The organism is Rheinheimera texasensis DSM 17496 (assembly GCF_000711985.1).
In the GTDB taxonomy this organism is placed as follows: Bacteria; Pseudomonadota; Gammaproteobacteria; order Enterobacterales; family Alteromonadaceae; genus Pararheinheimera; species Pararheinheimera texasensis.
Window position 1 is genome coordinate 1023945 of the sequence record NZ_KL544005.1, and the last position, 26534, is coordinate 1050478.

The 26534-nt window shown below is 55.4% G+C and carries 19 protein-coding genes; 14 read left to right on the forward strand and 5 right to left on the reverse strand.

The features are described from left to right. Positions 1–2: 2 nt before the first annotated feature. From Q399_RS0115120 to Q399_RS0115140, 4 genes are all read right to left on the reverse strand, one after another. Positions 3–1178 carry an efflux RND transporter periplasmic adaptor subunit gene (locus Q399_RS0115120; RefSeq protein WP_031569826.1) on the reverse strand — a complete coding sequence of 392 codons (1176 nt, stop codon included), beginning with the start codon at positions 1176–1178 and terminating at the stop codon, positions 3–5. After that, positions 1175–1774 (reverse strand): hypothetical protein, encoded by a 600-nt coding sequence (locus tag Q399_RS0115125; protein WP_157836325.1) that lies wholly within the window; start codon positions 1772–1774, stop codon positions 1175–1177. Before Q399_RS0115125 ends, Q399_RS0115120 begins: the two co-directional genes overlap by 4 nt. 693 nt (positions 1775–2467) lie before the next feature. Then, on the reverse strand, positions 2468–3457 hold the full coding sequence (locus Q399_RS0115130; protein WP_084164384.1) for a GGDEF domain-containing protein: 990 nt from the start codon (positions 3455–3457) through the stop codon (positions 2468–2470). 301 nt (positions 3458–3758) lie between these two features. Further along, complete coding sequence (locus Q399_RS0115140) at positions 3759–4247, reverse strand: fasciclin domain-containing protein (RefSeq protein ID WP_031569834.1); 489 nt, start codon at positions 4245–4247, stop codon at positions 3759–3761. Positions 4248–4798: 551 nt separating this feature from the next. On the opposite strand from Q399_RS0115140, the gene Q399_RS0115145 reads away from it, so the two are divergent. From Q399_RS0115145 to recQ, 12 genes are all read left to right on the forward strand, one after another. Beyond that, complete coding sequence (locus Q399_RS0115145) at positions 4799–7456, forward strand: TonB-dependent receptor (RefSeq protein ID WP_031569836.1); 2658 nt, start codon at positions 4799–4801, stop codon at positions 7454–7456. 86 nt (positions 7457–7542) lie between these two features. Continuing rightward, positions 7543–8250, forward strand: coding sequence for an SDR family NAD(P)-dependent oxidoreductase (locus tag Q399_RS0115150; RefSeq protein WP_031569837.1), 708 nt, complete (start codon positions 7543–7545; stop codon positions 8248–8250). A gap of 76 nt (positions 8251–8326) precedes the next feature. Further along, positions 8327–10756, forward strand: coding sequence for a glycoside hydrolase family 2 protein (locus tag Q399_RS0115155; RefSeq protein WP_084164387.1), 2430 nt, complete (start codon positions 8327–8329; stop codon positions 10754–10756). Positions 10757–10769: 13 nt separating this feature from the next. After that, positions 10770–11852: a UDP-glucose 4-epimerase GalE gene (gene galE, locus Q399_RS0115160; RefSeq protein ID WP_051686045.1), complete on the forward strand. Its 1083-nt coding sequence runs from the start codon at positions 10770–10772 to the stop codon at positions 11850–11852. Then, the gene (locus Q399_RS0115165; protein ID WP_051686046.1) at positions 11845–12954 is read left to right on the forward strand and encodes a UDP-glucose--hexose-1-phosphate uridylyltransferase; all 1110 of its coding nucleotides are present in this window, start codon (positions 11845–11847) and stop codon (positions 12952–12954) included. Before galE ends, Q399_RS0115165 begins: the two co-directional genes overlap by 8 nt. Then, positions 12951–14111 carry a galactokinase gene (galK, locus tag Q399_RS0115170; protein WP_084164389.1) on the forward strand — a complete coding sequence of 387 codons (1161 nt, stop codon included), beginning with the start codon at positions 12951–12953 and terminating at the stop codon, positions 14109–14111. Before Q399_RS0115165 ends, galK begins: the two co-directional genes overlap by 4 nt. After that, on the forward strand, positions 14108–15160 hold the full coding sequence (locus tag Q399_RS0115175; protein WP_051686047.1) for an aldose epimerase family protein: 1053 nt from the start codon (positions 14108–14110) through the stop codon (positions 15158–15160). The genes galK and Q399_RS0115175 overlap by 4 nt, the downstream gene beginning before the upstream one ends. A gap of 115 nt (positions 15161–15275) precedes the next feature. Next, positions 15276–16838: a sodium/sugar symporter gene (locus Q399_RS0115180; RefSeq protein ID WP_031569847.1), complete on the forward strand. Its 1563-nt coding sequence runs from the start codon at positions 15276–15278 to the stop codon at positions 16836–16838. A 2-nt stretch (positions 16839–16840) separates the two neighbouring features. After that, complete coding sequence (locus tag Q399_RS0115185; RefSeq protein ID WP_031569850.1) at positions 16841–19378, forward strand: glycoside hydrolase 5 family protein; 2538 nt, start codon at positions 16841–16843, stop codon at positions 19376–19378. Positions 19379–19388: 10 nt separating this feature from the next. Continuing rightward, the gene (locus Q399_RS0115190; RefSeq protein ID WP_051686049.1) at positions 19389–20774 is read left to right on the forward strand and encodes an MFS transporter; all 1386 of its coding nucleotides are present in this window, start codon (positions 19389–19391) and stop codon (positions 20772–20774) included. Further along, positions 20774–21781: a LacI family DNA-binding transcriptional regulator gene (locus Q399_RS0115195; RefSeq protein WP_031569854.1), complete on the forward strand. Its 1008-nt coding sequence runs from the start codon at positions 20774–20776 to the stop codon at positions 21779–21781. Before Q399_RS0115190 ends, Q399_RS0115195 begins: the two co-directional genes overlap by 1 nt. Before the next feature lie 130 nt (positions 21782–21911). After that, a complete protein-coding gene (gene recQ, locus Q399_RS0115200) occupies positions 21912–23726 on the forward strand; it encodes a DNA helicase RecQ (RefSeq protein WP_245612897.1) in 1815 nt (604 codons plus the stop codon). A gap of 96 nt (positions 23727–23822) precedes the next feature. Here recQ and Q399_RS0115205 read toward each other — a convergent pair whose 3' ends face one another. Next, the gene (locus Q399_RS0115205; protein WP_031569857.1) at positions 23823–24032 is read right to left on the reverse strand and encodes a hypothetical protein; all 210 of its coding nucleotides are present in this window, start codon (positions 24030–24032) and stop codon (positions 23823–23825) included. A 77-nt stretch (positions 24033–24109) separates the two neighbouring features. Between Q399_RS0115205 and Q399_RS0115210 the strand changes: the two genes are divergently transcribed. Together Q399_RS0115210 and Q399_RS0115215 are read left to right on the forward strand one after the other, a co-directional pair. Further along, the gene (locus Q399_RS0115210) at positions 24110–25420 is read left to right on the forward strand and encodes a dicarboxylate/amino acid:cation symporter (protein ID WP_051686050.1); all 1311 of its coding nucleotides are present in this window, start codon (positions 24110–24112) and stop codon (positions 25418–25420) included. Beyond that, on the forward strand, positions 25413–26378 hold the full coding sequence (locus Q399_RS0115215) for a porin (RefSeq protein ID WP_031569861.1): 966 nt from the start codon (positions 25413–25415) through the stop codon (positions 26376–26378). The genes Q399_RS0115210 and Q399_RS0115215 overlap by 8 nt, the downstream gene beginning before the upstream one ends. The last annotated feature ends 156 nt before the right edge of the window (positions 26379–26534 follow it).

Consider the following 26534-nt stretch of genomic DNA (forward strand, 5'->3'; position numbering starts at 1 on the left):
GCTTACCTCACCTGTGCCAGTAACGACGCGGCCTGCACCACCACGCGGTCGCCGTCATGTAAACCGCTGACCACCACCACTTCGCTGGCGCTGAAAGGTTCGACCCGCACTTTTTGCGCGATAAAGCGCTCTGCGGCCTGATGTACCCAAACCGCGGTTTCGCCGTTGTCGAGTTTTTGCAGCGCGCTGCGCGGCACTGTCATGCCGTTGATTTGTTTGCCAGTGGCGACTTCGACTAACAGTGGCTGACCGACAGTTAAATCCTGCGTGGCGGCAGGCTTGTTGTTATCGATACTGAACCATAGCGGCTGCGCTTGTTGTTGCAGCTGCAGGCTTTTGCCACGGAAACTTAAACTAAAAGCATGGCTGTCCTGCGATTCAGCTGCCGCCGGAAAGCGGGCACTGGCGTGGCTGTCGGCGTTGAGGTTCAGCCCGCCGTGCGCCGGCAGCGCCGGATAGGCCAGCGCTTCGACGAGCAGCTGCGCCGGGTCGATGATTTGAAACAGCGCGTCGCGGCTATCCACCACCTGACCACTTTGTTTAAACACTGTGCTGACCACGCCAGCAACCGGCGCCACCACGGCAATACCGCCGCCTGTGCCTTTGGCAGCAAAACTGCGCCGCGCCTGCAGGCCTTTTAGTTCAATCTGCGCTGTGGTCAGTTCGTTCCGCGGCACCAAAGCGCCGAGTGTGCTAAAACGCTGCACCCGGTCTTTGGCGAGTGCAATCTGCGCGTCCAGCTCGGCCAATAACGCCTGCTGATTGCTGCGGTCCAGCGTGGTATCGACCGGCTGCAAATAGGCCAGTACCTGACCAGCTGTTACGCTTTGCCCCAGCGTCGGCCAGCCATCCGGCCCGGCGCTTAACACGCCCAGCTGCGCCGCTTCGACTAAGCCGGCAAAAGCCGGGTCAACTATCACTTTGCCTTGTAATTCAATTTGTTGTGGAAGCTGCGCCGCTGTCACCAGACGAGTACGCAGTTGCCATAACTGCTGAGCGGATTTGGGGATATATAAACTGCCGTCACTCAACCGGCGCGGCTGCTCGCCGGTCGCCTGCGCCAGCGGGGCCGGGCTATGCGAGTGGTCTTCACCACCGTGGGCTTTGGCGGGTTGGGTCAGTAGTTGCTGACTGAGTGCTAACAGCACCAGGGTGCTGAGGATGTTTCGCAGGGTCATACTGCTGCCCCCATTTTTTTGCCAGGAGTTTTGCCTGCGGTTTTGCGCTGGCGTGACAGCCGCCACAGCAGCAAACCAACTAACAGCACACCGACGCCAATCACATACTGGGTGCTGTATTCAGTCCAGCTGTGTTGATGTTCAACGGTGGTGCTGTGTGGGGTTAAATCGAGTTTGGTATTGAGCAGGTCAATATCATCGCCCGCTTCAATCGTCAGCGCGATGGCGTGGCTCGTGGCCGGTAAGGTTTTGACATCAAGCTGGTACAACCCAGGCTGCAGCATTTTGGCGGTGCCGCTAAAAGCTGAACTGCTGAGTTCAATCACCGCGTCTTTCACCGGGCTGTTGTCGGCATAATAATCGAGGTAGATTTGCAGGCTGGCGTTATTCTCTGAAGCCTCTGGCGCCACCAGCACCAGCTCAAACAATTCCGAACTGGCATAAGCCCGCCGGCTCTGCCCTTCTGCCGGCAGCGTCAACGCCGCTTTGTCTTCATCACCGTGATCCTCGCCGCCATGAGCCAGCGCGTGTTGTGGTGCCATCGTAGTAAGACAAATTGTCAGCGCCCAGCGCCTGACCAAACCCCAAACCATCATAAAACCCCAGTCCAGAAATATTCCGAGACTGGCAGTGTGCCAAAGCCCGCCCAACAACGACCTGACAGCAAGATGACAAAGTTGTCATGTTGGGGTTGGTAAATAGGTGCTTGCAGTAGGGACGATGTTCGTATGATGGCCCTACCCGAAATTCATAGTTCTGATACGCCGCGAAAACCGCAAACACCCAACACAGTGGCAAACCCAACACCGCCACCACTACGTTCGCCCGTTCGCGCCTCCCGCGCTCACTCTTGATCGCTCACTCCGCGGATGCCGATGCCGGGTTTGTTGGGGTTTGGGCTGGCTGCTATGAGCGAATTGCAGAAACTTACCGGGTTGGGTACGGCGACGCTGACGCTTGCCGTACCTACGGTTACATTTGGAAGGTAGGTACAGTAAGCGAAGCGTACTGGCCACCACGTGGCGTACATTTTCCAATGTCAGCTTTTGGCACAAAACGAAGATTCAAATGAACTCGCAAAACGGCCGGATGATTACAAAAGCAGACCCTCTGCGGCAGGGATGCCGCAGAGGAGCCTACAGGGATGTATCTACGGCGTGTCTGCGTTGTAGTCGTCCGTGCCGTTTGCTGCGGATTCGCCCCAAGATTTTTCTATTATCAAAGGTTCGCAGCGGCCGGAACTTGGTCAATTAAAGATCGAGACAGCAAAAAGTCAGATGATCGCCCCGTCACCCACCAAACACACAAACCCGATTCCGGCCCTCGGCTTTTGCCTGCATCATCGCCACGTCGGCCTGATGTAATAAGGTGCCTAATAGGGTTTCCGGGTCAAATTCCGCTGGGAAGTCTGACAGGTAGGTGATGCCGAAACTGGCGGTGCATTGGATGTCGTCGTTGGCGGTGCCTTGCTCAAAACCGGCGCGTAGCCGCTCCACGAGATGCCAGGCGGCGGCTTCGTCGGTGTCTGGCAGCAAAATTGCGAATTCTTCACCGCCGATGCGGGCCAGAAGGTCGGAGCCGCGCAGGATTTTGCGGGCCAAGGCGGAGATTTTCACCAGCACGGCGTCACCGGCGGCGTGATTCCATTGGTCGTTAATTCTTTTGAAGTGGTCTAAGTCGAACATCACCACGGCCAGGGTTTGACCGGCGCGGTGCGCCTGATGGAATAAGTGGCGGCTTAAAGCAAAAAACGCCCGGCGGTTATAGAGCTGGGTCAGTTCGTCGGTACTGGCCTGTTTTTCTGCCAGCGCTTTGGCTGCTGCCAGTTGCTGCTCCATGGCTTTGCGTTCCGTGATATCGGTGGCGATTTCAATCCGCACCAGGCGGCCATCGACCCAGACAATGGCCTGATCGCGGCACTGATACCAACGGCCATTGATAGTGTTTTGAAACTCCCAGACATGCACACCGACTGGTTTTCCGGTGGCGTCGGTCAGCAGGTGGTTAGTGCAGAACTGACAAGGTGCATCCTGACCGGCCTGCAGCACCTGATAACACTTGCGACCGGCGATTTGCCCCCATGCCTTCGCGCCATAATCATTCAGATAGATTAATTCGTAAGTCTGTAAGTCCGACACGTACACCAGGGCATCCAGACTATTCAGAATGGTACTGATCGCCAGATAGCTGTTGTGCTTATCCTGCAGCGCGGAACAATCTGCGGCACAGTCTTTTGCACAATCTCCCGGACTATCTGCACTTGCGCGGCATGCGTTCATCACGGACCCCATCCTTGTGTATGCATATAAGGTAAACCTGAATAACGATAACTGCAATTCGCGCATAAAGCAGCCATTTGCAGCTTATTTCCCGGCATTCCGGGTAAAAAATTCGGAATCATTGCGCATGATCAATATCGCTATCGTTGGTGTTCAACCGAGCGCGCAGATTGACATCATGTACGGCGTGTGACGCCCAACGTGTGACGTCCAACGTGTGACGCCCAACACATGGTTTGCCACAACAAAAAGCCCGCCGGGAGCGAAACTGCCGGCGGGCTTTTTACAATAAAACTCAGAATTAGCCTTTTGGCAGCACCACGCTGTCGATGACGTGGATCACACCGTTGCTGGTTTCGATGTCGGTGCTGATCACTTGCGCGCCGTCGACAAACACTTTGCCGTCTTTGACTTCAATCTTCAGCGCCTGGCCTTGTACTGTGGTGGCGGTTGACAGCTTCACCACATCTGCCGCCATCACTTTGCCTGGCACCACGTGGTAGGTCAGTACTTTTGCCAGCGCGGCTTTGTCAGCCAGCAGGCCTTTTAAAGTGTCAGCCGGTACTTTGGCAAACGCGGCATCATTTGGCGCGAATACGGTAAATGGGCCTGCGCCTTTTAACGTGTCGACCAGCTCGGCGGCTTTTACGGCCGTCACCAGTGTATTAAAACTACCGGCGGCAACAGCGGTGTCGACGATATCAGATTTGGCACTACCCGCATGAACAGCGCCAGCGACTAACAAAGTTGCAGAGAATACGGCAGATTTGAACAGTACAGAGAGCTTCATTTTCGTTTCCTTTGAGGTTGCACAAAAAATCCTCTGACTAAACGCTACTGATTCCTGTTGAGATCAAAACTATATTTTTTCGATTTCGCTGAACCGGGGACAGGTTTAAACGTAATGCGCACGGTGAAAAAGTTACACTTTTTCTGGCAGGTGACGTGTGACGTCCAACGTGTGACGTCCAACAGCCTCATGTATGCCACGTGGTGGCCAGCGTGTGATGCCCAACGTGCCCATGTACGGCGGCGACAAATTGTACGGCGACGCTTCGCTCGCCGGTACCTACCCGATACCTACCCGATGTTTCCCCGCCATTGCCAAATGTCCGCGCCTGCAAAGCAAGCGTTTCCACACTTTAATTCAAATAAATTCAATTATTTAAACTCATCCGTGAAAACTCATTGAAAATCCATTGGAAAACGTTTTCCCTTTCATGCTATAAATCCGCCGGTGAACTGCTGTTGAAAAAAGCGGCAGCAGGTTCAGGGCAACGCTGCGCACTGCCGGATAACAGGCAGGCAACACAACAATAACCGGTACGACAAGGGTGGATTATGAAGACAATGTGGCAAAAATCGATGCTGGCACTAGCGGTCAGCTCGGCGATTTTCAGCGCTTACAGCCAGGCGCAGACGACAGAAGGCACTGCAGCAACAGCTGCCGACAAAGCGAAAAAAGAAGAAGTGGCGATTGAAAAAATCGAAGTCCGCGGCTTCGGTGCCACCCTTGGTAAATCCTTATTACAGAAAAAAGTAGCGGACTCAGTTGTGGAAATCGTTTCCACAGATGACCTGGGTTCACTGCCAGACGTGACCATCGCTGACGCCTTAGGCCGCTTGCCGGGCGTGGCAGCAGAACGCGACCGCGGTAACGCCAGCAGTATCTCCATTCGTGGTATGGGCCCGCGCCTCAATATGGCGACTATGCAGGGCCGCGAGATTGTCAGCGCCGAACCAAGCCGTGAAGTGCGTTATGAGCAATTCCCGGCTGAACTGATTAACTCAGTGGAAGTGTACAAAAGCCCGCTGGCCAGTCAGGTCGAAGGCGGCATCTCAGGCCTGGTGAATATGAACTTTGTCAGCCCGCTGGCGAAAGACAAACGTATCATCAACGTGACCGGCCACCTGATGGACTATCAGTTGGGCCACGACATCGATGGCGCTGACGCCAGCGGCCATAAAGGCAGCTTCAGTTATGTCGACCAGTGGAGCGAGACATTTGGTGTGGTGCTTGGCCTGACTTATCAGGACCAGCCGTCGCTGCAACGCGAAACCAGCAGCTGGGCGTACAACAAAAACACCGCCGATCAGGGCGATGTCAACGGTGACGGCATCCGCGAAGCTGCGCCATGGGGCGGCAAAACCGCGACTAAACTCGGCGACAACCAGCGTACCGGCGCCATGACCATCCTGGAATGGCAAGCCAGCGACCAGCTGAACCTGAAATACGACCTGTTTTATTCTGAATTTGATATCGAAGAGCTGGAAGACCAGTTCTGGTTCGACGGCTGGGGCAACTGGGGCGGTGGCAGCAACTGGAACTACAACAACTCAGTCGCCAAACCGCAAATTATGACTAAAGCCGATGGCAGCCAGCAGCTGACCGGCGGCGGTCTGCTGTGGGGCGCGCATTCGGCCAACAACGCCACCTGGTTCCAGGCCAATGAATTATTGAGCACTGGCCTGAAGTCGGTCTGGGAAGGCGATGTCTGGACCATCAGTACCGACCTCGGTTACTCCGAAGCCAGCATCAAATCACGTTGGGTCAACGTCACTTCCACTTACTCAGGCCCAACGCCGCTCGACGTGCAGTGGTCCACTGCCGGTGGCCGTTTAGGCGTGGTGGTCAACGAGGACATCAGCAAGCCGGAATACTACAAAGTGAACGGCATGACGGTCGACAGCGACCGCGATTTAACTGACGAAATGAGCAGCCTGAAACTTGACTTCGAACGCCGGCTGGATCATGCCGTGATTGACAGTGTGTCTTTTGGTGGCCGTTTCTCTGACCGTGAAAAAGACAACGACGTGCAAAGCTGGTGGCAGGCGGTGAAGAACCCGAACGTCAGTAACTACGGCCGCCGTTATGCCTTAGGTGGTGGTTTACAGTCGCCGGATATGTATGGCTTTAACAACTGGGGCGATTTAGTACAGCAGGCGTTTGGCGGCATCGACAACCGCTCGGCCTACAGCAAAACCGATCAGGACCGCATCAACAGCTGGTTTGTCAGCGAGAAAAACCAGGCGGTGTACGGCATGGTTCGGCTGAACTCCGAGTTATTTGGCTTTAGCTACACCGGGAACGCCGGCGTACGTTTAGTGAAAACTGACTCTGAATCCATTGGCTACCAGTTTAAAGACAACCAGTATTCACCAGTCAGCGTCGATCATAGCTACACCGAAGTGCTGCCGTCGCTGAACCTGAATTTTGCACTGACCGATGAAACCCAACTGCGGGTTGGCCTGTCACGCGCTTTAGCGCGGCCACCGCTGGTGGAAATGCGTACCGGCTTCCAGCTCGATTCACAAAGCCCGGTTAAAACCGGCTCGGGCGGTAACCCGCTGTTAGACCCATTTGTGGCGAACCAGCTGGATATCGGCGTGGAATATTACCTGTCGGAAGATCAGGCGCTGACCGTCTCCACCTTCTTTAAAGATTTAAAGAGCCACATTGGCAGCAGCACCGACAAGCTGACATTAAACGGCGTGACTTATGACTTCACCGGCCCGGTCAACGGCGACGGCGGTCAAATCAAAGGCTTTGAAATGATGTATCAGCAGGCGTTTAAAAACCTGCCGGCACCGTTCGATGGCCTGGGTTTTTACGCCAACTACTCCTACACCGACAGCAACGTTTATGAATTTGTGCCAAAAGACAATCCGCTGCCGCTCGGTGGCCTGTCCAAAGACGTCGCTAACCTGACGCTGTGGTACTACAAAGCCGGTTTCGACGCCAAAGTGTCGTACAACTACCGCAGCGGTTTTACCCGCGTCGGCAGCTGGACACCGTCTGAAATCAACAGCATAGACGCAGAAACCACGCTGGACGCCAGTGTGTCGTACGAAGTGAACAGCCAGCTGAAGCTGATGTTGCAGGGCCAGAACCTGACCAACGAAGCCTCGACTTCTTACTTCGACAATGACCCAAGCCGGATTGGCAGCTACCTCGACTGGGGCCGCCGTTTCCTGATTGGTTTCTCTTACTCGATGTAACCCTGAGTCCCGGCAGGCTGCTTCAGCCTGCCGGTGTTGTTCCCATGCTGGCGCAAGCCGGATCTGACGAAATCAAGGAGCAAACGATGGCCGAACATTTGCTGTTAACCGGCGCATCTGGCGGCATCGGGCGCGCCTTAGCGCTGCAACTGGCCAAAGCCGGTTATCGCCTCAGTTTGCACGGCCGTGATGCCGCAAAGCTGGCTGAAACCTGCGCCCAGGTGCTGGCCGTAGCACCGGCAAAGCAGCTGGTGTCTAACGCCGCCTTTGATTTAACCGACCCGGCCGAGCTGATTGCCTTTTGTCAGCAGGCCGAAGCCGCTTGTCCGGTCGATGGCCTGGTGAACTGTGCCGGCGCCAACTTAAGCCGTGCCCCGGCGCAAAACCCGGACTGGCCGGCATTGGAGCAAATGCTGGCCCTGAATTTTCGGGTGCCACTGCTGCTACAGGAATGTCTGTTGCCCGGCATGCTGGCGCGTGGCCACGGCACCATTTTGCAGGTGCTGAGCACCTGCGTCAGTTTTGCCAACCCAGGTGTTGCGGCATACAGCGCCAGTAAAAGCGCGCTGGAAAGTTACAGCAAAGTACTGAGGCGGGAACTGCAGGACAGCGGTGTGCGGGTGCTGCATTTAATTCCCGGCGGCGTTGATACCGGTTTCCGGCCGCAGGCGCGGCCTGAATATTTAACGCCAGACGATGTCGCAGCCGCCGCGCTTGCGATGTTGCAGGCGCCGGCCAGCGCCCATTGGCACGAGCTGGTACTGCGGCCACAAGTGGAACGCAACTGGGCATGAGTCGAACGCGACTTGGCAAAAGTTGAACACAACCGGGCTTAAGCCAGTTCATCATTTTTTAGTGCAAGGATTTTTCATGACGCGTTTTTTTACGCCTTTTTCAGCGCTGACTTTGTTATTACTGTGCGGCCATGCCTCTGCCGGACAACAAGCCAGTGCCGCGCCACAAGCTGAAGCTCCAGCTGTGCCCGCTTTGGTTGCAGCCTGTCCGGCCCAGATCCAGACCAGCGCCTGCGACCTGACAGTACATCACTGGTTATTCAGCAAAGACGCCCTGGGCGCCGGTCAGTTACCGGCCGCCAACGCTCACTGGGAACTGGTGCGGCTGCCACATACGCCCAAACGCGAACCGCTGGTGGTCAATGACCAGTGGCAAGGCACTATGTGGTACAAAACCACGCTGGATTTATCGAAACAACAAGCTGGCCAGCAGCTGTGGTTGCAGTTCGGCGGTGCGATGAATGTGGCCGATGTGTATGTCGACGGCCTGCATTTACGCCAGCACCTCGGCGGTTATCTGCCGTTTAGCGTCGATTTAACGCCTTATCTGCAGCAACAAGCCAAGCAGCCGGAAAAGGTCGAAGTGCTGGTGCGGCTGGACAACCGCGATCATGCGCTGACCGGTTTAAAGCCGCTCAAACAGCTTGATTTTAATCCTTATGGCGGCCTGTACCGGCCAGTCACACTGGCGCTGCGCCCGGCGCTGCACATCAGTTCTGAGCAATTAAGCGACACTGTCGCCGGCGGCAGCGTGGCGGTCAGTTATCCACACATCAGCACAGCGTCAGCCACTGTGATGGTGGCGACTGAACTGCAATCGGCTGCAACGGCGCCAGCCTCAGCCCGGCTCAGCCAGCGCATTCTGCAAAACGGCACATTAGTCAGCCAAACTCAGGCGCAAATCAGCCTGGCGGCCGGCAAAAAACAAACGCTGCAGCAACAGCTGACTATCAACACACCACAGCTTTGGAGCCCACAGCAACCGGCGCTGTATCAACTGGTGACTGAACTGTGGCAGGGCGAGCAGTTGCTGGAGCGGCAACAGCGTAACATTGGCCTGCGCACCATCGCTTTTAATACCCGGCATCAGCTGTTGTTAAACGGCGAAAAAACCTTTTTACGTGGTGTGAACCGCCATCAGGAATTTCCGCATTTAGGCTATGCCGTCGGGCCTTTGGCCGACGAGCGTGACGCCGTGCGCATTAAAGCGGCCGGTTTTGACTATGTCCGGCTATCGCATTATCCACAGTCCAAAGCCTTTATGGACGCGGCCGACCGCCTGGGTTTATTGCTGCTGGACGCCATTCCCGGTTGGCAGTACCAATCCATGGACCCGGCATTTGCTGATTTGATGGCGCAAAACTGCCGCGACCTCATTCGCCGCAGCCGCAATCATCCAAGCATTCTGGCCTTTGAGTGTTCGCTCAATGAAACCGCGATGGCGCCGGCGTTAATCGAGCGTCTGCACCAGACGGTGAAACAAGAAGCGCCCTGGGCCTATTCCGCTGGTTGGATGCCGGGTTTTGATTTGTATCTGCAGGCCCGCCAGCACCGGCTGCAACATTACACGCCACCGACGCAGCCTTACATCGTCTCCGAATATGGTGACTGGGAGTATTACGCGCAGGACGCCGGTTTTGCCCAGCATCAGTGGCAGGGTTTAAAAGCTGAAGCGCGCACCTCGCGCCAGTTGTTGTCGGCCGGCGAAACCCGCCTGTTGCAACAAGCGACTAACTTGCAGGAAGCGCATAACGACAACCTGCGCACACCGGCCTTTGCAGACGGTTATTGGGTGATGTTTGACTACAACCGCGGCTACGCCGATGACCTGGAAGCCTCGGGCCTGATGAGCATCTACCGCGAGCCGAAATACAGCTATTACCTGTTCCAAAGCCAGCGGCCCGCCAGCGAGCAATCAGCCCTCTACCCTTCTGGCCCCATGGTGTTTATCGCCAGCGACTGGAGCGGCGAAGGCGTTGTTGCCGGACAAAATGCACAGGTGCGGGTATTCAGCAATGCCGAACAAGTGGCGCTGTACTTAAACGGCAAGCTGGTAGAGACCCGCACTGCGAACAGACAAGCTGGCGAACACTCAATGTCCGACCGTATCGCCCGGCCGCCATTTGAATTCAGCCTGCCGGCTTTTGTGCCGGGCACCCTCGAAGCCAAAGCGCTGATCAACGGCAAAGTGGTGGCTGAACATCAGGTACACACGCAAGGACCGGCCGCCGCTATTCAGATTCAAGTTGATAACACAGGTCCGGCGCCGGCAGCTTTTGATGAAGTGTTTGTCAAAGCGCAGCTGGTCGACGGCAAAGGCAATCCGGTGCGTTCCAGCGGCGTGACGCTGACTTTCCAAAGTGCAGAGCTCGATATCGTCAACCCGGAACCCGTAGTCACTGAGCGTGGCGTTGGTGTGGTGCTGGTGAAAACCAGTGCCGCGGGCCTGAAAGGGCGTTTAACCGTCAGCGCCGCCGGACTGCCGGTTGCCAATATTCAATTCTAACGGAGCACAACGGATGAATATCCTGCTGACCGGCGGTGCCGGTTATATCGGTTCTCATACCGCGCTGGCATTGATGGCGCGCGGCCATCAGCTGGTGCTGGTGGATAATTTCAGCAACAGCCAACCCGAAGTATTGAAGCGGCTCAGCAATTTGAGCCAGGGCATGCCCGGCAGCTTTGATTTTCACCAGCTCGATATCTGTGATGCCAAGGCGCTTGCTGCCGTGTTTGCGGCCAAGGCCGCAGCCGGACAACACTTTGATGCGGTGATCCACTTTGCCGGTTTAAAAGCAGTGGGGGAATCGGCGCGCGAACCGCTGAAATACTATCAACATAATGTCGCCGGTACTGTGACGCTGCTGAATGTGATGCAGCAGTATCAGGTGAACTGTCTGGTATTCAGCTCATCGGCGACTGTTTATGGCGACCCGCAGTCATTACCGCTGACCGAACAATCGCCAACCGGCCCACAAAGTGTGTATGGCCGCAGCAAGTTTATGGTGGAACACATTCTCGCCGATTATTGCGCTGCCAATGCGGCATTTTCTGCGGTAGTACTCCGCTACTTCAACCCGGTCGGTGCGCATCCGTCGGGTCAGCTTGGCGAAGACCCACAAGGTATTCCGAATAATTTATTGCCTTTTATCAGCCAGGTCGCGGTCGGCCGGCGCGAAGCACTCACAGTGTTTGGCAACGACTACCCAACGCCGGACGGCACCGGCGTACGCGACTATATCCATGTGCTGGATTTGGCCGACGGCCATGTCCGCGCGCTGGAGCAGCTCTGCAACCAAGCCGGCCAGCATCTGTTTAACCTCGGCACCGGCCAGGGGTATTCAGTGCTCGAGATGGTCGAAGCCTTCCGCCAGGTGTCGGGCCACCCCATCCCCCTTCATTTTGCGCCACGTCGCCCCGGCGATGTTAGTGCCTGTTATGCCGATGCCGGCAAAGCGCGGCAGCAACTGGGCTGGCAAGCGCAGCTCAATCTCACTGATATGGTCAGCGACACCTGGCGCTGGCAACAACAAAATCCGCAGGGCTATCGCACTGCCAATCAAGCTGTGGGCACTGCTGTAGAGGAAAATGCTGATGTCTGAAATGAATACCGCCGTTACACCACCTGTTTTTGACCCTGTCGAGCACCCGCACCGTCGGTTCAACCCGCTGACCGGCGACTGGGTTCTGGTATCGCCGCACCGAGCCAAACGGCCGTGGCAAGGCCAGGTCGAAGCGGCCGACAACAGCGTGCAGCCGTCTTACGACGACACTTGTTATCTGTGCCCTGGCAATGTGCGGATTAATGGCGCGCATAACCCAAAGTATCAGGGCCCGTTTGTATTTCAGAACGACTTTGCGGCGCTCAATACCCAGACACCGGATGCGGTCGTCAATCAGGAAGATTTGCTGCAATTACAGGCCGAACAGGGCTGCAGCCGGGTGATATGTTATTCGCCGGATCACAGCAAAACGCTGCCGGAACTGAGCATCAGCGACATTCAGGCCGTGATCCAATGCTGGATTGGCCAATATCAGGAATTATCACGCGACTACGGCTGGGTGCAGGTCTTTGAAAACAAAGGCGCGATCAACGGCTGCTCCAATCCGCACCCACATGGCCAGATTTGGGCAAGTAAAGGCATTCCGACGCTACCGGCACGCGAAGACGCACAGCAGGCGGCTTACCTCGCCAAACATGGCAAGAATTTATTGCAGCGCTATGCCGAACTGGAGCTGGCCGACCGCTCGCGACTGGTGCTGGATAATGCCGACTGGCTGGTGGTGGTGCCTTATTGGGCCAGCTGGCCATTTGAAACGCTGCTGCTGCCCAAGCGCGCCGTGCAGCATCTGGAACAGTTGACCGAAGCAGAACAATTGAGCCTCGCGGAAATTCTGCAGGCGCTGACCATTCGTTACGACAATCTGTTTCAGTGCTCTTTCCCTTATTCGATGGGCTGGCACTGCGCGCCCTATGCGCCAAACGGTCAGGCCACTGACCCAGCCACTGAAAATGCACACTGGCAGCTGCACGCGCATTTTTATCCGCCGCTGCTGCGCTCCGCCAGCGTGAAAAAGTTTATGGTAGGGTATGAAATGCTGGCCGAAACCCAGCGTGATATGACCCCGGAACAGGCTGCAGCGCGCTTACGTGACTTGCCAGCCACTCATTATAAAAAGGCAGCAACAGGAGTCAGAGCATGAGTCTGTCCGGCGTTCTTCAGAACATGGTCAAAACAACTTTCCAGCGTGAATTTGGCGCGGATGCCACGCAGCTGTTCAGTGCGCCGGGGCGCGTGAATCTGATTGGCGAGCACACCGATTACAACGACGGTTTTGTGCTGCCCTGCGCCATTCAGTTTGAAACTGTGCTGGCGAGCCGTCTGGTGCCGGGTTCAAGCCAGATTGAAATCTTCGCGGCGGATTATCAACAGCTGCATGTCATTGATTTAACTGAAACTGTTCAGCCCGTTGCGACACCACGCTGGGCCAATTATGTCCGCGGCGTCGTCGCCGGCTTACAGCAACGCGGTCTGACGCTGCCAGGCTGCCAGCTGGTGGTTGGCGGCAATGTGCCGCAAGGTGCTGGCTTAAGTTCGTCAGCGTCGCTGGAAATGGTGTTGGGTTTAGGTCTCAGCACGCTGGCAGGCGCGCCACTGTCGCCACGCGACAATGCGCTCAATGGCCAGCAGGCTGAACATCAGTTTGCCGGTTGCCAGTGCGGCATTATGGACCAGCTGGTCAGTGCCGCCGGTTTAGCCGGTCAGGCGCTGCTGCTGGATTGTCGCAGCCTCGACTATCAGACAGTGCCGATGCCGGAGTCGTTACAGGTCCTCATCATCCACTCCAACGTCAAACGCGGTCTGGTCGACAGTGCTTACAACGAACGACGGGAGCAGTGTGAAGCGGCCGCCAGATTCTTTGGCATCAAAGCGCTCAGAGATGTCACGCCGGAACAGTTGGAAGCGGTGAGATCTCAGCTCGATCCGCTGATTTATGCCCGCGCCCGCCATGTCATCAGCGAAAATAACCGCACTGAAGCCGCAGCTGTGGCGCTGAAAAACGCTGATATCAAAACCTTAAGCGCGCTGATGGCGCAGTCGCATCAGTCGATGCGGGATGATTTTGCCATCACAGTGCCGGCCATTGATTTTCTGGTGGCAGAAGTGGCGGCCATTTGCGGCGAACGCGGCGGCGTGCGGATGACCGGCGGTGGTTTTGGCGGTTGTGTGGTCGCGCTGTTACCAGCCGATTTAGTCGAGCCGGTCTGCCAGCACTTGAGCAAAGTTTATCCGGCGGCGCATAGGCTTGAGCCGACTTTTTATCTGTGTCAGGCCAGTGCCGGAGCCCGCGCTTTATGAACGCGCTGATCGACGCGCAGCGCCTGACGCAGCAGCTGGCACCAACAGCGCTGACACCGCATGCCATCAGCTGCAGCGGTGGCCTCACAGTCACTGTATTACCTTATGGCGCTCGTGTGCAAAGCATCAAATTGCATGGTCAGGAGCTGACGTTATCACAGGCCGACCCGCAGTTTTATCTGACTGACAGCGCAGCGCTCGGAGCCAGTGTGGGTCGGTATGCCAACCGCATCGCTAATGCTGCGTATCGCGATAGCAGCGGCGCGACTTGGCCGCTGAGCGCCAGTCAGCCACCACATTGTCTGCATGGCGGCGCGCAAGGTTTTGCACAGCGGGTTTGGACAGTCCTGGAACACAGCGCCGACAGCTTGCTGCTGGAACTGATAAGCCCCAGTGGCGACCAGGGTTTTCCCGGCACTTTGAGAGTGCAGCAGCGTCTGCAGGTGGTGGATACTGTTGACAGTCAGGGCCGGGCCGGCGGCGAATTACAGCTGAGCTTCACTGCAACGACAGACGCCGAAACAGTGATTAATCTGACCAATCACTGTTACTTTAACCTGGCGCCGCAACAAACAGTGGAAGCGCTTGCAGCGCATCAGTTAGAGTTAATGGCCGAACAGTATCTGGCGGTCGACACCAGCGGTATTCCGCTGCCGGACGCCGTGCGCTCTGTCAGCGGGCATGCCTTTGATTTTCGCTCGCCAAAAGCGGTGGGGCCTTTGTGCCGGCAAAGCACTGATTTACCGCATGGGTTGGATCACTGCTTTGTAAATCGCTTTGTCGCGCGGCCAGCAAAGGACACAGTGCCACTGCAGGCCAGACTCAGTTTTGGCAGCGGCAAAGCGCAGCGCACACTGGAATTACGCAGCTCCCAGCCCGGCGTACAGGTTTATGTCAGCACCTATTTAGGTGCCCCTTTTGCGCCTTATCAGGGCATCTGCTTAGAAGCGCAAAATTTTCCGGACGCACCGAACCGGCCAGATTTCCCATCGGCTGTGCTGAGACCAGGCGAGCTGTATCAACAACAGATTTTTTACCGCTTTAGCTGAGGCATCTGGCTGAAGTTTATAAAAACCAGCTCCCAACAGCCTTGCTGACGCAACGCTGCAACAGAGCGAAGACAATAAAGCTGTGGCTGCAAGGACACAGGGAAAAGGACAGGTTATGACTTTATCAACACTCGATATGACGATTTTTGTCGTCTACATCCTCGGCCTGCTATTCGTCGCCTATTGGGTGTCGCGCGAAGAAAAAGGCCATCATAAAAACACCAACGAATACTTTCTGGCCGGCAACAGCCTGCCGTGGTGGGCCATTGGCGCCTCGTTGATTGCCGCGAATATTTCCGCCGAACAAATCATCGGCATGTCCGGTTCGGGTTATGCCATTGGCCTGGGTATCGCCTCTTACGAATGGATGGCGGCGCTGACGCTGATGTTAGTCGGTAAATACTGCCTGCCGATTTTCCTGAAAAAACAAATCTATACGATGCCGCAGTTCCTGCAGCAGCGTTTTGATAACCGCGTCCGCACGACACTCGCGATTTTCTGGTTGGCTGTGTATGTGTTTGTCAATTTAACCGCCGTGCTGTGGCTGGGTGCTTTGGCGGTCAATGCGCTGACCGGCATTGACCTGTTCTGGAGTATGGTGCTGCTGGCGTTATTCTCAGTCAGCTATTCGCTGTACGGTGGCCTTAAAGCCGTGGCTTTTACTGACATTCTGCAAGTGGTGTTGCTGGTGTTCGGTGGCCTGTTTATGTCGTATCTGGCACTCGACATGATTGGTGCCGGCGCCGGTGTACTGGCTGGTTTTGACACTCTGCTTGCCAAAGCGCCGGAAAAATTCGACATGATTTTAAGCCCGGACAATCCGCATTATGCCAGCCTGCCGGGTATTTCGGTTTTAGTCGGCGGTATGTGGGTGATGAACTTAAGTTACTGGGGTTTTAACCAATACATTATCCAGCGCGCTTTGGCCGCATCCAGCCTGCAGGAAGCGCAAAAAGGTATCGCTTTTGCCGCCTTTCTGAAGCTGTTAATGCCGGTCATTGTGGTGTTGCCGGGCATTGCTGCCGTGCTGATCCTGCCGGATTTAGCCAAGCCGGATCAGGCCTATCCACAAATGATGGCGTTGATGCCTTCTGGCCTGAAGGGCCTGATTTTTGCGGCTTTAGTCGCGGCGATTTTGTCGAGCCTGGCATCGATGACCAACTCAGTGGCGACTATTTTCACCATGGATTTATATGCCCAGGTCAAACCAAGCGAAAGCCAGCAACATTATGTGTTAGTTGGCCGTGCGGTTAGTTTGCTGTCGCTGTTGATTGCACTGTTCACCGCCAAACCGCTGCTCGGCGATTTTGACCAGGCCTTCCAATATATTCAGGAATTTACCGGCTTCTTTACTCCAGGCATTGTGGTGCTGTTTTTTATGGGCATGTTCTGGAAAAAAACCACCGCCGATGCTGCGCTGCTGGCTGCAGTGGGGTCTGCCGTATTCAGCTTCCTGTTTTATCAGTTCTGGCCGGCGCTGCCGTTTATGGACCGGGTGGGTCTGGTGTTCCTGCTCTGTCTGGGCCTGGCGATTGTGGTGTCTCTGCTGCAAGGCAATAAAAATCAGACCGGTGCAGTGGAACTCAATGACATCAGTTTCGGTACCAGCAAAGGTTTTAGCCTGTCGTTGGCACTGGTCGTCCTGGTGCTGGTGGTGTTCTACAGCGTGTGGTGGTGATGATGCGATTCAAGCCAATAACATTGCTGACACTGGCGGCGCTGTCACTCAGCGCCTCCGCCAGCGACTCTTATGTCAAAGACGGTATCTGGTATCAAACCGATACGAATGGCAAACCTGAAGAAGTGGCGCTATTTGGCGCCAACTACAGCCTGCCGTTTGCCTTTGGTTATCGTTCGGTCAAAGCCATGGGTTTGTCACACGAGGAGATGATCCGGTTGGATGTGGCCCACCTGGCACGTTTAGGCGTAACAGCCTACCGCATCCATTTGTGGGACCGTTTAATCAGTGACCAAGACGGCAATCTGCTTGAGAACGAACATCTCAAGCTGTTTGATTTTCTGCTCTCTGAACTCAAACGCTACAACATCAAAGCTGTGGTGACGCCAATTGGCTGGTGGGGCAGCGGTTATCCGGCGCCGGACCCGCAAGAGCCTGGTTTTTCCGTGCTGTACAGTAAAAACCAGATGAACGAAAAAGCCGATGCGATCAAAGCGCAGCACCGCTATTTAACTCAGCTGATGGCGCATAAAAACCGCGATGGCGTGCCCTACGCCAAAGACCCGAATATTCTGGCGTTTGAACTCTTTAACGAACCAAAGCACGCTGACGCCGGCACTGTAACTAAGTACGTGAACGACCTGATCACAGTCATGCGCGCCGCTGGTGTCACTAAGCCATTGTTTTACAACAGCAGTGAACAAGGCAACTGGCCGGAATTTGCCAAAGCGCTGTGTGAAAGCAACATCGATGGAGTGTCGTTTCAGTGGTATCCAACCGGATTGTTAAAATACAGCAGCCTGCAGAGCAATGTGCTGGGGTCAGTCGCGTCTTATCACAACCCATTTAAAGACATCGCGGCGTGCGCCGGCAAAGCGCGGCTGATTTACGAATTTGATGCCGCTGATGTCAAAGCGCCGTTGCTGTACCCGGCGATGGCGCGCAGTTTCCGCACGGCCGGTTTTCAGTGGGCCACGCAGTTTGCCTACGACCCGGCGGCGCTGGCCGCCAGCAATGCTGAATACAACACGCATTATTTAAATCTGCTGTACACCCCGGCCAAAGCCATCAGCTTTTTAATTGCCGGCGAGGTGTTTCGTAGCCTGCCACGCGGCGCGGATACCGGAACTTATCCGGCATCCAATCAATTTGGCGGTGCGGCGCTGAATGTCCGGTTAGACCCGGCCACAGGTCTGGCGCTGCTGAATAACGGCAGCCGCTTTTATCACAGCCATAGTACGACTGATAAGCCGGTGAATGCAGACCAACTGCGTCATATCGCGGGTGTCGGCAGCTCGCCGTTGGTGCAATATCAGGGCAGTGGCGCTTATTTTCTCGACCAACAACAGGCTGGTTTATGGCAGCTGGAAGTGTATCCGGATGCAACTGAACTGGACGACCCGCACCAGAACTCCAGCTTAAAACGCGAAGCGGTGCGGCTGTCGGTTAGTACCCATGACATGACGATTCAGCTGGCCGATTTGGGCAAAAATTTTCTGCTGCAGCGTGCCGATGGCTCTCAGCTCGCTGTGAAAAACGGCTTAGTAACACTGACGCCAGGCCGTTATCTGCTGGCAAAAACTGCAGCGCTGCTGGCACAAGCCCAAACGCAAACGCGGCCATTTTTATTGCCGGACATCACCACCAAACCAGCGCTGCTGGTCCATCAACCACTGCGCCAATGGCCGATCGACCAACCGCTGCCGGTCTGTGCGCAGCTGTCTGCCGCTCAGGTATCCGGTCTGAAAGTCAGCCTGTTTTACCGGCTCGCCGGTGAAGGTCAGGTGCAAGAACAACCGATGCAGGCGGAAGATTTGGGTCGCTATTGCACCAGGCTGAAGTTGCCGGCACAAAGCGGCCTGCTGCAATATCAGCTGGTAGTCAAAGACAGCAACAAAGCGCTGAGTTTCCCCGGCGCAGTCGAAGCGCTGCCGTCGGACTGGGATTTCCCACAAAACCAGCAACATCATTTCAGCACTTTGCTGCAACAACCCGGTGCTGCAGTGCCGCTATTTGATGCGCGCGTCGACCAGACCACTTTGCTTTATCCAAAAGATGCGCAAGTGACTCAGCAATGGCTGGCTGGCGAGCGTCAGCAAGGCCTGGCATTACGCCTGCGCCCTGCCAAAACGCCGGACTGGCAACAGCCGCCTTTAGCCCTGCTGCGCACAGAAACCCATGCTGTGATGGGGCTGACGCAACGCGAATTAGCCGGGTACACTAAGGTCGCCATCAAAATGCGTGCAGTGAAAGAGAGTCTGCCGGTGCGTTTTGCGCTGCTGAATCAAGACGGGCTGGCTTTTGGTATTGACCTGGAAGCGAGCGCCGACTGGCGTTATCAGCTGGTACCGCTCAGTGCGCTGCAGGCCACGCCCACCCTGCTGACTCAGGCCTACCCGACTTTTATGCCGGCAACGCTTACGCATCAGGGCCAGAGCCTCGGTGATTTGTCGCAGCTGCAAGGCACTCAGTGGCAGTTGCTCGCGCCCAGCGACGGCAATAATGCGCTGGAAATTGCCGAAGTAAGTTTAATGCGTTAACGGAGCCTGATTGCCAAACCGAGCCAGCACAAGCCAGGCCGACACGAACTGTGCCGCCAGCAACCAAAAAGTCCAGCGCTACTTGTTAGCCGCTGGCTTTTTGGCATTGTTTTTTGCCAACCAAAGTGTGCTGGTGCTGGCCGTGCCGTTTTATCAGATGACACTGGCGCTGGACCCGGTCTGGCTCAGTCTGGCGATCGCCGGGCCTATGCTGCTCGGCAGCAGTATCAGTGGTTTTGTCGGCCGCGCGTCAGACCGCTGCCAAAGCCGGTTTGGCCGGCGCCGGCCGTTTTTACTGGCCGGTGTGTTGGGTTTAAGCCTGAGTTTTGTGCTGATGTGGCAGGTGCCAGCAGACTGGCCGCCGCTGTGGCAGCTGGGCTATTTCTCGCTGCTTTCGTTGTTATTTTTTCTGGCGCTGCCGCTATTGGCGGTGCCGCTATCGAGCCTGGTGTTTGAACAAACACCAGATCCACAGCAGCGCACGGCAGTGTTTGGCCTGGCCAGCGCGGTGCAAAAACTCGGCTCTTTGGGCTATCAGTGGCTGGTGCCTCTGTCGCAACTGGCGTTATTCAGCAGTTTTCAGCAAGGCGTACGCTGGGTCGGCGCCCTGACCGGTACTTTGCTGATTGCGCTGCCGGGGTTATTGTTGGCGTTTCGCGCCCGCGAGACAAATCACGCTTCAAACCACAAGGCTGCGCCGGCAACACAGCCTCAGGTCGCGCCACGCGACAGCCTGAGCCTGTTACGCCAGCGGCCGCTGCTGCGCTGGTTAATGCTGTTATGCCTGCTGCAACTCTGTGGCTGCGCTTTTGTTGCGACGCTGGATTATTACCTGCTGGTGTATGCGATGAACCAGGCCGATTTGGTCGCGGGTTCCTGGTGGAAAGCTTTGTTATCCAGTGGCTATGCTTTGGCTGGTCTGGCTTTTGTCCCAGTGCTTGGCTGGAGTAACGCGCGCTTTGGTGCTGTACGTACTTTGTATTGGGTCTTTTTGCTGAATCTACTCGGTGGCGCTGCCAAATGGTGGTTGTATCAGGGCGAACCGACCTATTGGCTGCTGTTCGACGCCGTGCTTTGCAGTGCGGCCTGGACTGCGATGGCGATGCTGATCCCGCCATTGTTAGCCCAAACCGAACCGGCCGGCAGCACGGCCTATGGTGCAGTGTCGGCATTGCATCATTGGGTCGTCAGTGTCAGCGCGGCGCTGTCTATGTTATTGTCTGGCCTCGCTTTAAATACGCTTGGTTTTGCCGCCAGCGCCGGTGCAGCGCAGGCCGACGGCGTGCTGAACGCCATGCGGCTGTTATTAAGTGGCGGCACTGTGCTTTGTAGTTTTTTTGCCCTGCTGGTGCTTTGGCACGTGCAGCGGCTGCAGTTTTTGGAGGAACACCGCTGATGGCCAATATCAAAGATGTCGCCCGCGTCGCCGGCGTGTCGATTGCGACCGTATCGCGCGTCATCAATGGCAATCATAAAGTCGGTGACGCTTGCCGCGCCCGGGTGCAAAAAGTCATCAAAGAGCTGGGTTACCGGCCCAACAGCAATGCGCAGGCCTTAGTCAGCAAAACCAAAAGCACCATTGGCCTGGTCACGCCAAAACTGGCGATGACCTTTTTCGGCACGCTCGCCGCCGGCGTGGAAAAAACCGCCCGCGAACAAAGCTACAAACTGCTGATGGCCAATTCGATGTATGAAACCCAGTCGGAACTGGATGCCATCAATTCACTGCGCGACCACAACTGCCAGGCCATAGTGCTGCACAGTGAATACTCCGATGAAAAAACCCTGATTAAACTGGCCGAAGAGATCCCAGGCCTGGTGCTAGTCAACCGCTACATTCCGGCCATAGCCCATCGTTGTGTCTGGCTTGATAACATCGCCGGCGCTGCTTATGCCACGCAGATGTTGCTGGAGAAAAACCACCGCGACTTCGCCGTCATCACCAGTATTTATCAAAACCGTGACCCCGGCGCGCGGTTGCAAGGCATCCGCCAGACGCTGAGCGCTGCGCAAATCACACTCAAAGATGAGGCCATTGAAGAATCCACCGCTAATATCGAAGGCGGTATGCAGGCGGTTGAGGCTTTGCTTGCACGAAAAGTGCATTTCACCGCACTGCTGGCCTACAACGATTTAATGGCGGTCGGTGCTATTCACGCGCTGTTTGCAGCGGGCTTACGCGTACCGGAAGATGTGTCGGTGGTGGGTTTTGATGACTTGATTGTCGCCCGCGCCTGCCGGCCGCAACTCACCACCATGCACTACCCGGTCGAAGAAATGGCCAGCTACGCCGCCCGCCTCGCCATTGAATTATCCAGCAACCCGCCAGCAGAACCGGCGCATCGCACCCATTTGTTTTTATCGCAGCTGGTGGAGCGGGATTCGGTAGCCACCGCCAAATAAAAATACCAAAATGGGGTCAGGTCTTGCTCCGTGCGCGAAGGGCGTAAGGAGCAAGACCTGATCCCATTTTTACAGTAGAATATCGGCCTTGTTTAACCGCCGACATTTGCTAACCAAGGTAACCGCCGCTTTGCACCCAGCATCCTCTATTCCCGATCTGTTGCACCAAACGCTGAAACAAACCTTTGGTTATAGCGAGTTTCGTTTTGGTCAGGTTGAGATCATTGAGCAGGTACTGGCCGGCCGCGATTGTTTTGTGCTGATGCCGACCGGCGGCGGTAAATCGATGTGTTATCAGCTGCCGGCCTTGTTGTTGCCGGGCGTCACTGTGGTGGTGTCGCCGCTGATGTCGCTGATGAAAGATCAGGTCGACGGTTTGCAGGCAATGGGCATTGCTGCTGATTTTGTCAACAGCAGCCTGGCGCGCGAACAGGTGCTGGACGTGTTCCGCCGCCTGCGCGATGGCCAGATTAAGCTACTGTACGTTGCGCCGGAACGCCTGCTGCAAGAGCAATTCTTACAGCGCCTTGGCGAAGTTGGCGTCAGTCTGTTTGCAATCGACGAAGCACATTGTGTGTCGCAATGGGGCCACGATTTCCGCCCGGATTACATCGCGCTATCGCGACTGAAACAGCAATTCCCGCAAGTGCCCATTCTGGCCCTGACTGCAACAGCTGACCCGGCCACGCAGCAGGATATCCGCCAGCAACTGGGCCTGTATCAGCCGTTTATTAGCATCAGCAGTTTTGACCGGCCCAATATCCGCTATACAGTGCTGGAAAAATTCCGCCCGCTGGAACAGCTGGTGACTTTGCTGAAAAGCCAGGAAAATCAAAGCGGTATTGTCTATTGCTCGTCGCGCAAAAAAGTCGACGAATTGGCCGAGCAGCTAAAAGGCAAAGGCTTTGCCGTTGGTGCTTATCATGCCGGCCTTAGCAACGAACAACGTGCGCTGATACAGGACCAGTTTAAACGCGACCAGCTGCAGCTGATTGTCGCCACTGTCGCTTTTGGCATGGGCGTCAATAAACCCAATATTCGTTTCGTCGTGCATTTTGATTTGCCGCGCACCATCGAAGCCTATTATCAGGAAACCGGCCGCGCCGGCCGTGACGGCGTTGCCGCTGAAGCCATCATGTTATTTGACCCGGCTGACACTGCCCGTACGCGTAAATGGATTGAAACCGACGAAAACCAAAACCGGATTGAAGTGACGCTACAGCGTTTTAATGCGATGGCGGCTTTTGCTGAAGCTCAGACTTGCCGCCGCCAGGTGCTGCTGAATTATTTCGGCGAAGCCAGTCAGCAGGCCTGCGGTAACTGCGATATTTGCCTCGACCCGCCCCAACGCTTTGACGGCACTGAGCTGGCACAAAAAGCGCTGTCCTGTGTGTTTCGCGTCGGCCAGAGCTTTGGTATGCACCATGTTATCGACGTGCTGCGCGGCAGTCAGGGCCAGAAAATCACTGAACTCGGCCACGACAAACTGTCCACTTATGGTATCGGTAAAGATAAAAGCCACGATTATTGGCTGTCAGTACTGCGCCAGCTGATCCACTACGGTTTGTTGCAACAAGACATCACCCGGCATTCGGTGCTGCAGTTATTACCTGCCGCCCGGCCTGTGCTCAAAGGCGAAACCAGTCTGCAGTTGGCCATTCCACGCTTAAACGCGCCGACCTCACCAAAAGCCGGCAAAGCGCAGCAAAAACAGGATTACGACCGGCTGTTATTCAGCAAACTTCGCGCGCTGCGCAAACAAATCGCCGAACGCACCGACGTCGCGCCTTTTGTCGTATTCAGCGACGCGTCTTTAATCGAAATGGCGCAGCAAATGCCCACCAGCCGCAGCGACTTCCTCGCCATCAGCGGCGTCGGCCAGACCAAACTCAGCCGCTACGGCGATGAGTTTCTGGATTTGATTGCCGAGTATTTGGATCAGTAGGTGTCCGGCTGCGCGGTTTTTTGCCCTGCGGACGGTGGTTTCTGTTTCATGAATCATTTTTGCCTTTGCGGCTAGTCTGCTTCGCAAGGATTTCACCTAAAGATAAGTTCCTTGTTGCTGACGCAGGGCAAAGATAGAAGTGAATTCTTTGCGATGCGGTCTTACCATAAAGGAAAACCAACAACACCCGCCACCGGCGAAAAAAGTGACAACTCCCATCTCAGGCTGTGTGGAAATCCACACAAAGGCAAACACAACAACCTTCACCAGAAACATAAACATATAATAAATAACAATATTTTCCACAACCAAGTTCTGGCCCAGCCTTTGCCTAAGTCAACGCGACAGGGAGATTTCCTCCGCCAACCTAAAAAGAGAACAAGATGAAACAAGCAACAGGCCGGCTGTTTTCCAGCCTCTACTTTCAGGTGCTGCTCGCCATCACCATCGGTATCACACTCGGACACTTTTATCCGGACACCGGCACGGCGATGCAGCCGCTCGGTACCGGCTTTATCAAGCTGATAAAGATGATTATCGCGCCCATCATCTTTTGTACTGTGGTGATTGGCATCGCCGGTATGGAAGATATGAAACGGGTTGGTAAAACCGGTGGTTATGCCCTGCTGTATTTTGAAATTGTCTCGACTATCGCGTTGGTAATTGGTCTGGTGGTGATTAACGTGGTGCAGCCCGGTAACGGCATGCATATTGACCCGGCGAGCCTGGATCAGCAGTCCATCAGCAAATACACAGCGCCGGGTCAGATGCAGACAGTCACTGATTTCCTGCTGAATATCATCCCAACCAGCGTGTTTGACGCTTTTGCCCGTGGTGACATGCTGCAGGTGCTGTTTTTCTCCATCCTATTTGGTTTTGCGCTGCAGCGCCTCGGCGGCCGGCAGAATATCCTGTTCACTTATATCGAAAAAAGCTCAGAACTGCTGTTTGCCATCGTGCATATGCTGATGAAAGTGGCGCCTATCGGTGCTTTTGGCGCCATGGCCTTTACCATCGGTAAATACGGTATCGGTACACTGTGGTCATTAGCTGGCCTGATGGCGACTTTCTATGCCACTTGCTTGCTGTTTATCTTTATCGTGCTCGGCGCTATTGCGCGTTATCACGGTTTCTCTATCACCAGGTTTATCCGCTATATCCGCGAAGAACTGCTGATTGTGCTCGGCACATCATCGAGTGAATCTGTGCTGCCACGGATGATGACCAAGCTGGAGAAACTCGGTGCCACCAAGTCAACTGTTGGCCTGGTGATCCCAACCGGTTATTCCTTTAACTTAGACGGCACCGCGATTTACCTGACCATGGCGGCGGTGTTTATTGCACAGGCTACTGATACTCCGATGGATTTAACCCAGCAGCTGACTTTACTGGCGGTGTTGCTGGTCACCTCCAAAGGCGCGGCGGGCGTCACCGGCAGCGGTTTTATCGTGCTGGCTGCGACACTGGCATCGGTTGGCTCTGTACCGGTGGCCGGTATCGCGTTAATTCTCGGTATCGACCGTTTTATGTCAGAAGCGCGGGCTTTAACCAATCTGATTGGTAATGGTGTGGCAACGTTAGTGGTGGCGAAATGGTGCGGTGAGCTCAATAGCGACACGCTCAACCGCGAACTGGCACAAGGCCCGGCGGCCACACCAGTCATCGTCACTAACACGGAGACGCAAAATGCATAAGCAGCGCTTACTGGTAGTTTCCGCGTTGCTTGCCGGAGCGACAGCACCGCTGCAGGCCGACGATTTTAACTGGGATTTTTACGGCAAACTCGACCTGCAGGCACTGTATGCCGACGCCGATTTGCTGCGCTACGCCGATAAAGGCTGGCAAATCGAAGCGCCGTTCAGCCGGCTGGGAATCAAAGCCGACCAGGCGCTGACTGACGATTTAAAGCTGATTGCCGTGTACGAGTGGCAGGTCAATGGCCTCGATGACAGCAATAAAGGCCACAGGCTTGGCAGCCGCAATACTTATATCGGTATTGCCAGCAAAACCTACGGCGAACTGATTTTTGGTAAAAACGACAGCAAGTTTAAAAAGTCAGAAGGTAAAATCGACTTATTTAACGAGACCTTAGCTGATATGGCGCAGCTGACGCCGGGCCAGGATCGGCTGGAAAATATCGTCAGTTACCAAAGCCCGAAACTGGGTTTATGGCAATGGAGCGCGACTTACCAGACCGGTGCCAGTGACGAAACCGCCGGTGGCTACGACTGGACTCTCAGCTACGGCGATGCCGCTTTTAAGCAAGCGCCCTATTATTTCGCTTATGCCCGCGCCAATGAACTCAACAACATCAGTGCGGACCGCCTACTGGCACATGCGCTGTTGAGTGAATCCAGCCTCGGTACTTTGTCCGGCGGCCTGATGTGGCAACATAGTGAACATCAAACCAAACCGCTGCGTGGCAACGCCTGGCTGGCAGAACTGCAGTTAAAACGCGATGCCATTGCCTACAAACTGCAATATATGCAGGACCACAGCCGCACCCGGCATAGCGAAGAAGGCAACAGCTGGTCAGTTGGCGCCGACTATAGCCTCAGCGAAGACCTGACCGCTTATTTGCTGGCCACCCGGCTTGACCTGCAAACGCAGCACGACAGCGCCGCCGCTTTGGGCGTGCGCTGGGTGTTTTAAGTACCGCTGAGATTTTCTCCGACGGGCGCGATCAATGACTGCGCCCGTGTTTTTTATCAACTGAAGCTATCGTACAGAAAAACACCGTTCGTTCAGCAAGAGTTTAAATTTCCGGTGTTTAACTGCAAGAGTCCTGTTACTATTTTGCAACTTTCA